The 13,352-nt window shown below is 36.6% G+C and carries 12 protein-coding genes and 1 other RNA gene; 6 read left to right on the top strand and 7 right to left on the bottom strand.

Annotated elements, in window-relative coordinates; all coding sequences use genetic code 11:
* Positions 1-51 precede the first annotated feature (51 nt).
* The 4 genes from AYT27_RS05645 to ssrA form a co-directional block, all read right to left on the bottom strand.
* Complete coding sequence (locus AYT27_RS05645) at positions 52-303, bottom strand: ribbon-helix-helix domain-containing protein (RefSeq protein WP_011180956.1); 252 nt, start codon at positions 301-303, stop codon at positions 52-54.
* Positions 304-309: 6 nt separating this feature from the next.
* Positions 310-498: a DUF4169 family protein gene (locus tag AYT27_RS05640; RefSeq protein ID WP_011180955.1), complete on the bottom strand. Its 189-nt coding sequence runs from the start codon at positions 496-498 to the stop codon at positions 310-312.
* Between the two features lie 12 nt (positions 499-510).
* The gene (locus AYT27_RS05635; RefSeq protein ID WP_011180954.1) at positions 511-1,056 is read right to left on the bottom strand and encodes an SspB family protein; all 546 of its coding nucleotides are present in this window, start codon (positions 1,054-1,056) and stop codon (positions 511-513) included.
* Positions 1,057-1,227: 171 nt separating this feature from the next.
* Positions 1,228-1,583, bottom strand: a transfer-messenger RNA (tmRNA) gene (gene ssrA / locus AYT27_RS05630).
* Between the two features lie 94 nt (positions 1,584-1,677).
* Between ssrA and AYT27_RS05625 the strand changes: the two genes are divergently transcribed.
* Entirely contained in the window at positions 1,678-1,983 is a 306-nt protein-coding gene (locus tag AYT27_RS05625) for a DUF2853 family protein (protein WP_011180953.1), read from the top strand.
* Between the two features lie 77 nt (positions 1,984-2,060).
* On the opposite strand, the gene AYT27_RS05620 is transcribed toward AYT27_RS05625, so the two are convergent.
* The 3 genes from AYT27_RS05620 to AYT27_RS05610 all read right to left on the bottom strand — a co-directional run bounded on the left by AYT27_RS05620 (position 2,061) and on the right by AYT27_RS05610 (position 7,517).
* Positions 2,061-3,368 (bottom strand): MFS family transporter, encoded by a 1,308-nt coding sequence (locus AYT27_RS05620; RefSeq protein ID WP_011180952.1) that lies wholly within the window; start codon positions 3,366-3,368, stop codon positions 2,061-2,063.
* Between the two features lie 544 nt (positions 3,369-3,912).
* Positions 3,913-5,220 (bottom strand): MFS family transporter, encoded by a 1,308-nt coding sequence (locus AYT27_RS05615; RefSeq protein WP_011180951.1) that lies wholly within the window; start codon positions 5,218-5,220, stop codon positions 3,913-3,915.
* Positions 5,221-6,209: 989 nt separating this feature from the next.
* Entirely contained in the window at positions 6,210-7,517 is a 1,308-nt protein-coding gene (locus AYT27_RS05610; protein WP_011180950.1) for an MFS family transporter, read from the bottom strand.
* 225 nt (positions 7,518-7,742) lie between these two features.
* On the opposite strand from AYT27_RS05610, the gene AYT27_RS05605 reads away from it, so the two are divergent.
* The 5 genes from AYT27_RS05605 to AYT27_RS05585 all read left to right on the top strand — a co-directional run bounded on the left by AYT27_RS05605 (position 7,743) and on the right by AYT27_RS05585 (position 12,924).
* Positions 7,743-8,537: a thymidylate synthase gene (locus AYT27_RS05605; protein ID WP_011180949.1), complete on the top strand. Its 795-nt coding sequence runs from the start codon at positions 7,743-7,745 to the stop codon at positions 8,535-8,537.
* The gene (locus AYT27_RS05600; RefSeq protein ID WP_011180948.1) at positions 8,534-9,043 is read left to right on the top strand and encodes a dihydrofolate reductase; all 510 of its coding nucleotides are present in this window, start codon (positions 8,534-8,536) and stop codon (positions 9,041-9,043) included. The genes AYT27_RS05605 and AYT27_RS05600 overlap by 4 nt, the downstream gene beginning before the upstream one ends.
* A 117-nt stretch (positions 9,044-9,160) precedes the next feature.
* The gene (gene hflK / locus AYT27_RS05595; RefSeq protein ID WP_011180947.1) at positions 9,161-10,306 is read left to right on the top strand and encodes an FtsH protease activity modulator HflK; all 1,146 of its coding nucleotides are present in this window, start codon (positions 9,161-9,163) and stop codon (positions 10,304-10,306) included.
* A 2-nt stretch (positions 10,307-10,308) separates the two neighbouring features.
* Positions 10,309-11,256, top strand: a complete 948-nt coding sequence (gene hflC, locus AYT27_RS05590; RefSeq protein ID WP_011180946.1) for a protease modulator HflC — start codon at positions 10,309-10,311, stop codon at positions 11,254-11,256.
* 150 nt (positions 11,257-11,406) lie between these two features.
* On the top strand, positions 11,407-12,924 hold the full coding sequence (locus tag AYT27_RS05585; protein WP_011180945.1) for a Do family serine endopeptidase: 1,518 nt from the start codon (positions 11,407-11,409) through the stop codon (positions 12,922-12,924).
* Positions 12,925-13,352: the final 428 nt, after the last annotated feature.

Raw genomic sequence — 13,352 nt, 5'->3', positions numbered from 1 at the left:
CATCTTCAGCTAAATAAAAAAGACAGAGATCGTGAAAAATAAAAACGGACATTAAAGGCGTTGGATGAGAACACTTTGAAGTGCATAAATGCGTAAGGAAGAGGAAAGATTCACTTGTTGCGGCCTTTTACTGTCAATATCAGTGATAATAAAGGCTAAAGATTGTCCTTTTTTACGTGCTATGGTTTTCAGAATATCCAGAAATGGCTGCTCTAGAGATACACTTGTTGCATGTCCCTCAATGCGAACAGATATTTTTTGCAAAGTCATTTTTGACCAATCAATAGAATCACTTACGTCCATACTTTTTTACTTTTCTTTACTGGGCCATAAACGATTTTGATCAAGAAATTTTTGCGTTTTTAAGGATTCTTTTTGTTCAAAAATTTTTTCAGCTTTTGTTCGTCCAAAACGGTAACGATTCTCTTCTGCATGAATGGCTTGTTCTGCACGTTTTTTTTGCTTTCGAAATTGGCGAAGGTTAATTGGTTTTGTCATAAGAAAAATTATTTATTTTTTTCGAAAAGAATCTAAAGAAACAACGTCAGCGCTTTGTTTGGTATCATTGTTTGAAGAGTCTTTATTTGTTTTAGAAATTTGTTCTTTTGGGAATTTCTTTTCTTTTTTTTGTGTGTCCGATAAAATGACAGGTGTAGACGCGATATTTTCTAAATTTTCACCTTCTTTAGAGTTAAGATTTGAAGGTAAATCAAATGCTGCTTCAAATGCTGCTACAGGGTCATAAAATACTTGGATAGAATGAAAAGGGATTACCAATTTTTCGCTGACTTCTCTAAAAGAGAGAGTTACTTCGAAAGCAGTTTCCGATACATTTAAATCTCTAAATTGATGTTGTAATACAATTGTCATTTGTTCTGGATAACGACTTTTAAGTCGAGTAGAAATCTTTACTCCCGGTGCATTTGTCAAAAAAGTAATAAAAAAATGGTGACTACCTGGAAGACCTGCTTTGGCAACCTCCGATAAAACCTTACGTATAACCCCACGCAGTGCATCCTGAACGAGAATATCGTAACGGATTTGATCTTGAACCATCGAAATTTATTCCTTTTTATTTTACACAGCAGTTGAACATGAACGATATCGTGCAATAAAATGTTTCTTTAAGTTAGCAATATTTTATCTATGATGCATCTTATTAATTGCAAAAAATGCGAAATTTTATGATAAATAGTGTTTGAAAGCTCAATCAGTTATACTTACAAAAGTGAAGGCTTCTGTTGCCAGGTGCCTTCGAACCCCGCTTAAACCTGCGACGGTTTAAGACTTAGTTTGAAGCATTCACACCACCTCAGGCAGCGAGACGTGCTTCCGCATAGTTGTCATTTGCAACTACTCATTTAGTCCGATAACGGTGGTACTATACCGAGTAAAAGAGCAATCTTTACACTTTTGTCGATCCTGTTTCGCCCCCACTAAAATATAAAAAAACAAATTATATTTTGGTGGAGGCGCCGGGTACCGCCCCCGGGTCCAATAAGCTTATTTCATTGTCCATTTATTACCATAGCTGGCAAGCCAGCTCTTTAAGTATAGATGAAGAACAGCTTTTGGAAAAGGGGGGTTGTTAATATTTTAAATCCTCTAATTATTTAGAAGCTATATGATGCGGTTGTAAAATACAGCCGCTAATTCTTGGAGAGGAGATGGTGTAGAATGACAAATGATCTAGCAGATATTAAATTATATGACCAAAATCCCGATGAAGCTGCAATAGAACGGCTTCATCATCGTTTAGCTTTAGTGATGAAAAATCAGGATGCCTCGCTTGTTGCTACATCGGATCCAAAAGAGTTAGAGCGTGTTGAAAAATGGGTTCAGGATGTTTTAGGCGCTGATGAGCAGAGTGCTAAGAGGGGTGTTTCAAAAGTTGCAGACATGATGTCTGGAGATCGTAGAAAAAGTCGTATGACTTTTTATTATTTGGTAGCCAAACAATTAAATGCACTTCATAAAATTTAAATACTATCACAACTAGATTTTATACAATCATTACAAAAAAGCCCAAGTTATTGGGCTTTTCGTTTAATGGAGAACGTTTACGGAGTTTTATCATTTTGGAGGTATCCTCCTTTATTCATATTCGGTACAAAGAGAAGCGCGATGAATGCAATGATCATCACACCGGTTATGTAAAAATAAAAGAGTGATTCATGTCCCATATTTTTTAATCCAAGTGCTACATATTCGGCAGAGCCACCAAATAATGCATTCCCAATAGCGTGAGAAAGACCCACTCCTAGTGCTCGTACTGAAGCAGGGAACATTGCTGATTTTACGACGCCAGAGATCGATGTATACATACTCATAATACACAGCATGCCAATAATAACTGATAGAGCCACCCATGGACTGTTTGTGTTGCCGATTATGCTAAGTCCGGGAAATGTAAAGAGTGCAGAAAGTACACTCCAAATGATGAGTAAAGTTTTTGTTCCAATTTTATCGGCTAAGGTACCAGCTAGGGGTTGGAAAAGTATGAAAATAAACAATGCGACAGTCATTATCGTGGTGGCAGTATGTTTATCAAATCCGGTAGTTGTGATTAGATATTTCTGCATATAAGTCGTACAGGTGTAAAAGGTGAGAGAGCCTCCTGATGCAAAGAGAGCAATCACAATGAAGGCTTTGCTGTGTTTGGTAAAAAGTTCTTTAAGACTACCAGTGCTTCTTTCAGAGCGGCTTTCTTTTGTAGTCGTTTCATGAAGTGAACGACGCAGATAAATCGCAACTACTGCTCCACATCCACCAATTACAAAGGGAATACGCCAACCCCATGCTTTTAACTGATCTTCGTTAAGGTAAAGCGCTAAAATAAATATAATAAAGCTAGCAAGAAGTTGTCCGGTAATAAGTGTGCCAGATTGAAAAGAAGCAAAAAATCCACGATGTTTTTTTAGGGCAACTTCACTCATATATGTTGCTGCTGTACCATATTCACCACCCGCTGAAAGTCCTTGCATCATTCGTATTAAAAGCAGAAGGATTGCTGCTGTTATTCCAATAGTTTCGTAGGTGGGAAGTATGGCAATGAGGAAAGAGCCACCACACATCATAAAAATAGAAATGAGCATTGAGCGTTTTCGTCCATAACGGTCAGCAATGAAGCCGAACAGCCATGCTCCAATAGGGCGCATAAGAAAACCAATAAAAAAGACTCCTGCGCTTTTTAGCAGTTGTGTAACAACGTTACCACCTGAAGGAAAGAATTGTGATGCGAAGTAAATTGATGTAAATGAATAAATGTAAAAGTCATACCATTCTACTAGATTTCCTGATGCGCTGGATATGATAGCAAAAACGCGTTTTTTTCTATCATCTGTTGCTAAAGTTGTTTCACTTGTCATGAAATGTCCCCCTTTTAGATTTATAATTTATTTTTTTAAATTAAGCTTGATTATAATTTGTATCATGAAAATTCAATTGTATAATAATAATTTTTTATGAAAATTATTGGAGACGGTTTATTTGGATTATATTTCTTTACGGTTTGAAAGCTTTATTTTTGTAGTAGGATAAAAGTTATCACATCCAATCTAAAGGGGAAGAGTACGTTGAAAATTAGACTCAAGAGGGATGAAATATTGGTAAAGAGAGCGCTTAAAGGGCTGTTTCAAAAGTTGCTTATATGCTGTGTCTAGCAGGTTCTAAGAAAAGTTGTGTAACCTTTTATTATTTCGTCACTCAACAATTAAAGATATTTGATAAATTCTAAAAAAATATAGATTTTTTATACGCATACCCTTCAACTCGTAAAGGAGTATCATATTTCTTCCTATAATGTAAGATTCAAGGAGTAAATTATTTTATGTTCTTTGTTTCTTTATTAAATTTTTATATCATTTATTATAAAAAGCCCAATTTTTTGGGCTTTTTATTGTTTGTAGAAATTTAATAGACTTCATTGTCTTGAAGATATCCTCCTTTATCTATATTTGGCATCAAGAGAATTGAGATGAGTGCAATGACCATCATACCAATTATGTAAAAAGAGAAAATAGTTTCATGTCCCATATTTTTTAATCCAAGTGCTACATATTCAGCAGAACCGCCAAACAGCGCATTCCCAATGGCATAAGAAAATCCAACTCCGATTGCCCGGATTGAAGTAGGGAACAGTTCTGCTTTTATGATACCAGCAATGGATGTATAAAAACTCATAATACAGAGCATCCCAATAACGATTAATAGTGCAACCCATACATTATTAGCATTCTCAATCATTTTAAGCCCAGGAATTGTACAGAAGATGGATAGGGTACTCCAAATGATGAGGGAGGCTTTTTTTCCAATTTTATCGGCTAGGATACCAAAGAGTGGTTGAAGTAACATAAAAATGAAAAGTGCGGCAGTCATTATTGTTGTTGCTGTGTGTTTATCAAAACCGGTAGTCATGATCAGATATTTTTGCATATAAGTGGTGTAGGTATAAAATGTGAGCGATCCTCCAGCTGTAAAGCCAACAACCAAAAAGAAAGCCTTTCTATGTTTGGTGAAAAGTTCTTTAAGACTACCAGTGTTTTGTTCAGAGCGACTTTCTTCTGTGGTTGTTTCATGGAGTAAACTACGCAGATAAATCGCAATCATTGCTCCCAAGCCACCAATTAAAAAAGGAATACGCCAGCCCCATGATTTTAACTGATCTTCTGTAAGATAAAGCGCTAAAATAAATATAATAAAACTGGCAAGAAGTTGACCGGTAATAAGTGTGGCGTATTGGAAAGAAGCAAAGAGTCCTTGATGTTTTTTGAGAGAAACTTCGCTCATATAAGTTGCTACTGTACCATATTCACCGCCAACTGAAAGTCCTTGAAATATACGGACTACAAGTAGAAGGAAGGCTGCTGTTATTCCTAGAGTTTCGTAGGTAGGAAGTATGGCAATAAGAAAAGAGCCAGAACACATCATAAAGATAGAAATAAGCATTGAACGTTTACGTCCATAATTGTCAGCAATAAAACCGAAAAGCCATGCTCCAATAGGCCGCATAAGAAAGCCAATAAAAAAAATTCCTGCTGTTTTTAACAGTTGTGTAATGACATCTTCATCTGCAGGAAAGAATTGCGAAGCAAAATAAATCGACGCAAAAGAATAAACATAAAAATCATACCATTCTACCAGGTTACCTGATGCACTGGATATGATAGCCAAAATACGTTTTTTTGTATCATGTGGTGCTAAACTTGTTTCGTTTGTCATGAAGTATTCCCCTTTTAGATTTATATTAATTTTTTAGTAAAAATAATTTACAATCTACCCTACAGAATTCAATTGAAGAAGAGTAGTTTTTTAGTAAAACTTTTTGATATAGCTTATTTAAGTTATATTTTATGCGTTTTGCAGTTTTCATTTTTCTAGTAAGATATTCATATAAAAATGTATTTTGATTTTTTATTAAATTTTAAAAAAATAATACAATGAACTTGAGCATTCAAATTGAAAGGGCATTGAGAGAGAATGGCTTTTTGATAGCAGATGCATGTTTAATTTTCATTGTTAAAAAATAAGGTAATTCTGTTTTTATGATTTCTTAGAGGGGCTACAAATTTTATGTGTTGAAAAGAACAAGATTGCCTTCTTAAAAATAAATGTTTTGATAGTAAAGGGAATGTTTTTTCTGAGTGACCAGTTGTATTTTGGCACAGTTTTTGAGGGATGTTATATTGATTAAATCGCATTATTTTAACTATGTTTAAGAAAAACAGAGTTTCTTTTCTTCATTATACATTTGCATTTAGATACATATACGGCATCTGTAAAAGTCTAATATTTTCCGATTTTTATCATTTTTGTTATTTTGTAAAATGGTGCTCTTAGGTGTGTTTGTCCACTGCTTCGTATTTATTGATAGATTTGTTGTTGTAAAAAAGAGGGTAGTGGGGCAAGTGCGTTTTTTGTTAAAGGAATAAGTAGTTCTCAAAAAAGGTTGAGTATTCTTGCTAAGGCTTGTTTATGGAAGCTAAAAGTTTTTTTCTTTTAAGTGTGTTGAGGGTTGGAAGAAACAAATGGCATTTGTGATAAGATGAAGTGAAGTGATTTATTTTTTATAGCCGTGTATTTCAGGGGGGAATATTTCTTCTTTACGGTATCAGAAAGGAGGGATGGAAGTTTTAAAACACTTGATTTTATTTTTTATTTGATACACACAAAAAAGCTCAGAGTACTGAGCTTTTTTGTATAGTATAAAGTTAATTAATATTGTCGCCTTGCAGATATCCTTTTTTACGAGCATCTGGCATAAAAACAATTGCTATAAATGCAATGATCATCATACCGGTTATGTAAAAATGGAATACAGATTCATATCCGATCTTTTTAAATTCGAGTGCTACAGTTTCAGCTGAACCACCAAATATCGCGTTTGCAATGGCATAAGAGAGCCCAACTCCCATTGCGCGTACTGAAGCAGGAAACATTTCCGCTTTTACGATACCAGAAACGGATGTATAAAAACTCATAATACAGAACATCCCAATCATGACGAATAATGCAACCCACGTATCATTAGTATTACCAATTATTTTAAGTGCAGGAATTACAAAGATGATGGATAAAACACTCCAAATAAGCAATGAGGCTTTTGTACCAATTTTATCTGCTAAAGAACCAAATATAGGTTGGAGTAACATGAAAATGAAGAGTGCAGCTGTCATTATCGTTGTAGCAGTATGTTTCTCAAATCCGGTAGTTGTGATCAGATACTTTTGCATGTAAGTTGTGCAGGTATAAAATATGAGCGATCCTCCAGCTGTAAAACCGATAACGAGAAAAAAGGCTTTTCTATGATTGCAGAGAAGTTCTTTAAGACTGCCAGCTTGTTTTTTAGAGCGACTTTCTTCTGTGGTTGTTTCATGAAGCGAACGACGCAGATAAATTGCAACAATTGCTCCTAATCCACCAATTGCAAAAGGAATACGCCATCCCCATGCTTTTAATTGATCTTCTGTTAAATATAGGGCTAGAGTAAACATAACCAGACTAGCGAGAAGTTGACCACCAATAAGTGTGGCATATTGGAAAGAACTAAAGAAACCACGACGATTTTTGAGTGCAACTTCGCTCATATAAGTTGCTGTTGTGCCATATTCACCACCAACTGAAAGTCCTTGAAGCATACGCAGTAAAATAAGGAGAACCGCTGCTGTTGCTCCAATCGTTTCATAGGTTGGAAGGAGGGCAATGAGAAAAGAGCCACCACACATCATAAAAACAGAAATAAGCAAGGAACGTTTACGTCCATAGCGATCAGCAATAAACCCAAACAGCCAGCCACCAATTGGGCGCATGAGGAAGCCGATAAAAAAAACAACAGAAGACTTTAAAAGTTCGGTAACAACATCTCCATCAGAGGGAAAAAACTGTGATGCAAAATAGATGGACGTAAAAGAATAAACATAAAAATCATACCATTCTACCAGATTACCTGATGCACTAGATACGATAGAGAGAACACGTTTTCTTGTATCATTCGGTGTTAGAGTTTTTTCATTCTCCATAAGTCTATCCCTTTGTTTACATTCATATGGTATGTATTGTATTTATCATCCCTGTATTTATTCCCCTAGGAGATGTCTACAGTATTTTATCTTTTGCGTCAAAAATTGCATCAAATCATGGTAATTTCTTGTGCAAGAAATTTGAGGAAAGAGATTTAAACTATATTTTATAAATTTTACAGTTTCTATTTTCTATAATCAATAGAATCGGTCATACTGCTTTATATGAAAACCTATCTTGATCTTTTATCTCATGTTTTAAATAAAGGCATTGATCGTACTGACAGAACTGGTGTAGGAACACGATCGGTTTTTGGCTATCAGATGCGGTTTGATTTACAGGCTGGATTTCCATTGTTAACAACGAAGAAATTGCATTTACGCTCGATCATTTATGAGCTTTTGTGGTTTCTTAGAGGTGATACCAATATTGCCTGGTTGAAAGAACATGGTGTGTCAATTTGGGATGAGTGGGCTGATGAAAAAGGCAATCTTGGTCCTATTTATGGTTATCAGTGGCGTTCTTGGCCAGCTCCTGATGGACGTCATATTGATCAGATCAGTAATCTTTTGATGATGATTAAAAAAACGCCTGATTCTCGTCGTTTAATTGTCTCTGCGTGGAATCCTGCCTCGATAAAGGAAATGGCTCTTCCACCATGCCATTGTTTTTTTCAATTTTATGTTGCAGATGGTAAATTGTCTTGCCAACTTTATCAACGTTCTGCAGATATTTTTTTAGGTATTCCGTTCAATATTGCTTCCTATGCGTTATTAACAATGATGATTGCACAAGTAAGTGGTCTTAAAGTCGGCGATTTTATTCATACTCTTGGTGATGCGCATCTTTATTCTAATCATTTTGAACAGGCTCAACATCAATTGTCTCGTATACCAAATGCTTTGCCGTTTATGCGTATAAATCCAGCGGTAACAGATCTTTTTTCTTTTAAATTTGAGGATTTTGAATTGCTTAATTATGATGCACAACCACATATCAAGGCGCCAATAGCAGTATGACTTTTCCCATTTGTTTAATTGCAGCTGTTGCAAAAAATGGTGTTATCGGTCGTGAAGGTGCGATGCCTTGGCATTTATCGACGGATTTGCAACGCTTTAAGGCTTTAACTTTCGGTAGTCCTGTGATTATGGGGAGAAAGACTTGGGATTCTCTCAGGGCTCCTTTACCAGGGCGTACAAATATTGTCATTACGCGCAATTGTGCATTCAAGGCTGAAAGCGCTGTTATTACCCACTCTTTGTCTCATGCTTGTTCTATCGCAAAAAAGGTGGCTTCTCAAAATGGTGCAGATGCAATTTTTATTATTGGTGGTGGGGAAATTTTTCAACAATGTTTTGATATTGCTGATAAAATATTCCTTACAGAAGTTTTAGATTCCATCGAAGGTGATAGTTTTTTTCCTGTTTTTGATAAAGAGAAGTGGACTATTGTGCAAACACAATATATTCCAGAAGGAGATAAAGACAGTCATCCGACACGTTTTGTGGTTTATGAGCGAAAATAATTATTTGTAATTAAGTGAAAAGAGGCTATCAGTTGCCTTGTAATGAGATGAGAGGCACCCTATAGATCAAGTGAATGGTTGGTATTTTAGGAATGGTAGTCAGTTAAAGAGGTGATGATGCCCTGGACAAATCAAAATGGTGGTGGCCCGTGGAGCGGCGATAAAAATAAGCTTAGTGGTGATAAAAAAACACCCTCTAAGAATCTTTTCGGTTCTGGTGGCAATAATGGTGGTGACAATAGTCCCAATATTGATGATATTTTGCGTAAAGGGCAGGATCAGTTTAAACAATTTGGCAAAAATGGACTTTTTGTTTTGTTATTTCTATTTGCTGTGTTGTTTTGGCTCTATCAGTCCCTTTATATTGTTCAGCAAAATGAACAAGCGGTAGAGTTGCGTTTTGGTGTGCCTAAGACAGAAACTATCGGTGATGGTTTGCATTTTCACTTTTGGCCAATTGAGACCTATATGAAAGTGCCTTTAACGGAAAAAACAATTGCGATTGGTGGTCAGCCGGGGCAGAGACAACAAAGTGAAGGCTTGATGCTTTCCAGTGACCAGAATATTGTTAATGTCAATTTTTCCATTTACTATCGCATTTCACATCCAGGTCAATTTTTATTTAATGTGAATGATCAAGAAGGGACGGTTCGTCAGGTTGCTGAGAGTGCAATGCGTGAAGTCATTGGTTCAAGGCCTGTTGATGATGTTTTACGTGATAAAAAAGAAGAAGTTGCAAGTGACGTTAGAAAAATTATTCAATTGACTGTAGATAAATATCAACTTGGTGTTGAAATAAGCCGTGTGTCGATCAGTGAAGCTGCTCCTCCTACCAAGGTTGCTGCTGCGTTTAATTCTGTCCAGCAAGCAGAACAGGAGCGTGGGCGAATGATTGAAGAGGGAAATCGTGTGCGTTTTAATAAGATTGGTTTAGCCAATGGTGAGGCTTCACGAACGCGGGAGATTGCAAAAGGTGAAAAAGCACGAATGGTTGAGGAGGCAACAGGGCGTGCTGAGCGTTTTCAGGCTATAGCTCGTGAATCTGCAATTTCACCAGAGGCCGTTCGTTATCGTCTTTATATGGAGACGATGGGGCGTATTTTTTCTTCACCAAATAAGTTAATTCTTGATCAAACGAATTCTCCAGCGGTGCCTTATCTTCCTTTGAATGAATTGTTGCGTAGCAATTCATCAGAAAAAGTGAAAACAAGATCAGCGCATTCTGCATCGTTGTTGGATAATCACATTTCTGGAGGACGCTAATGATGCAGCAGTCTCGTTTTTTGTTTATGTTGAGTGCTATAGTGCTTATTTTCATGGTTTTGTGGATGTCCGTTTTTATTGTCTATCCTCGTCAGCAAGTGGCAATTAAACGTTTTGGGCAAATTGTTAAAGTGGAGTCTGATCCAGGAATTTATTTGAAAGTGCCCTTTGTGGATAAGAGGATCGTTGTTGATAACCGCTTGTTGCGTTACGATGTTCCTACGCAATCTGTACAGGTTCGTGGTGGTGCCTATTATGAAGTGGATGCATTTTTTATTTATCGTATTACAGATCCTAAGTTGTTTTTACAGCGTATCGCTTCTGGGCGTCCGCAAATTGCTGCACGTGAAAATCTTGCTCCGCGTTTTATTGATGCTTTACGTGCTGTTTATGGTAAACGGGAATTTAAAGCCGCTTTATCAGATGAACGCGGAGCTATGATGGCTGAAGTACAACGCCAGTTTTCTGTAGATGCCGGTTCGTTAGGTATTACTATTGTTGATGTGCGTATTCGCAAAACCGATTTGACCGATGCAGTTTCAGAAGATGTCTATCGACAAATGGCAGCTGAACGGGAGGCTGTAGCAGAAAATATTCGTGCTCGTGGTCAGCAAGAGCGAGATCGTATTGTGGCGGAAGCTAATCGTGAATATGAAGAAATCGTAGCGGCTGCAAAGCGTGATGCCGAAATTACTCGTGGTGAAGGTCAGGCTGAAAGTATTCGCCTTTTATTGAAAGCGAGGGAGGCTAATCCATCCTTTTACGATTTTTGGTTGGCGATGGAGCAATATAAGAATTTAGAGCATACTCCGATGGTGATTTCACCAAATGAGGATTTCTTTTTCTATTTTCGTAATTTACTACAGGCAAGGGAGAAACTTTCATCGACAATGAACACTAATGGGAATACTGGACTTAATAAAACTGTTTCAAAATTTGGAGGAGAATAGATGAAACACTTGATTGCGAACACAAGATTTCGCGTGATAAGTGTAATATTTGATTGCTTTCTTTTAGGATGAAAATGGGTATTGAGCCATACTGATTTTGCAGAGATAAATTTGGTGTGGCTCTTTTCAGTATTTAGTTAGAGGCGTGTTATGGGTAGAAATGTCATAGGTAAAAATACGTCTATGAAGTGCTTTCTTATAAGAGCTTTTGTTTGCGTGCTTTTATTTTTATTAGGATCAATGAATTCTTCTTGGGCGGTGGAGACAAAAAATAGATCGCTTTCCGTTCCTGATCTCGCTGCTCAGCTTTTGGAGACAGTTGTAAATATTTCTACAGCACAGACAGTTGATGGGACCGAACAGGATGAACATACTTCGGTACCCGTTATTCCAGAAGATTCATTGTTACAAGAATATTTTACTGATTTTTTCTCTCCTAAAGATGGTCAAAAAGAGAGTCAGTTTCAAAAAGTACGTTCTTTGGGGTCTGGTTTTGTAATTGATGCCCAAAAAGGGCTTATCGTTACAAATTATCATGTTATCGTTGATGCTGATGATATTGAAGTGAATTTTACCGATGGTACAAAGCTAAAGGCAAAATTACTTGGAAAGGATAGCAAGACTGATTTGGCACTGCTTCAAGTGGATGCAGGAAGTAAAAAATTAAAGGCTGTACGTTTTGGTGACTCAGAAAAGGCCCGTATTGGTGATTGGGTGATGGCTATTGGTAATCCTTATGGTTTTGGTGGAAGTGTAACGGTTGGTATTATTTCTGCACGTAATCGTGATCTCAATGCTGGTCCTTATGATAATTTTATTCAGACAGATGCAGCGATTAACCGAGGTAATTCTGGTGGTCCGTTATTTGATAGAAATGGTGAGGTTATTGGAATTAATACAGCAATTGTTTCGCCTTCTGGAGGGTCTATTGGTATTGGTTTTGCTATACCATCGGATATGGCGCTTTCTGTTATCAATCAATTGCGTGATTTTGGAGAAATAAGGCGTGGTTGGTTGGCTATTCGTATTCAGCCGGTGACAGAGGATATTGCAAAAAGTTTAAAATTAGAAAGTCCTGTAGGGGCGTTGGTTGCAGGTAAAATGGAACAAACAGATGTAGATAATAGTCAGTTGCAGATTGGCGATATCATTCTTTCCTTTGGCAACGCTAAAATTAAACATGCACGTGACTTGCCTCGTTTGGTGGCGGAAAGTCTGGAAGGAAAGGTAGTGGATATTACTGTTTTGCGCAATGGGCAAGAAAAAACAGTAAAAGTTAAGCTTGGACGTTTAATTGAGACAGATACAAATGAGAATATGGTAGAAGAATCTGATAATGAAAGAAGCGGTCCTATATCGAAAAGCGGGACAATGCAATTTATGGGAATGACATTATCTGAGCTTACAGCGGATTTACGTCAACATTATTCTATTACGGATAAACTTCAGGGATTGGTCGTGATATCTGTTGCCAAAAATAGTGCGGCGGATAAAAAGCGTATTCGCACTGGTGAAGTGATTGTTGATATCAATCAAAGTACTGTCACGACAATTGGTGAGGCTAAAAAACGTATTCATAAATTACGTGAAGCCGGACGCAAAAATGCTCTCTTCATCATTGCTAGGCCTGATGGAGAATTACGATTCGTAACGATTCCAATGGATTGATACTTTGAAGATTGATGTTTTAGTAATTCATTTTTTTGAATATGTATTTAATCATCTGTGTTTTTGTTGTCACTATAAAGATATGGGACAGGTGAGAGTTTTTTCTCTCCAGTTTTTAAAATAGTAAATTATACAAAAAAAATTCATATCAGAGTTTTTCATCTGGACATTACTATGTTTTGCTTCGTGGTTGATGGAAAAAATTGAAAGAAAAATGGGTGCTTGAAGATGATGATCTGCAGAAAGCTTGTTATAAATAGAATATCATCCATTTTTTAAAAAGGTAAGCTGTGTGTTTATGTGCGTTAAGCGAGTATTATTTTAGTATGTGATTGCAAAAAGTATGTTTGTTGATGATCGTTTACTTGAAAAAAAATTTATGGCTGTGTTTTATTATTGAATAAGGATATAAAAAAGAACTTTAAGAT

This window comes from Bartonella henselae str. Houston-1, from assembly GCF_000046705.1.
Classification (GTDB): Bacteria; Pseudomonadota; Alphaproteobacteria; order Rhizobiales; family Rhizobiaceae; genus Bartonella; species Bartonella henselae.
Note: the sequence above shows the minus strand (reverse complement) of the source record. Positions and strands in the feature narration are given on the sequence as shown.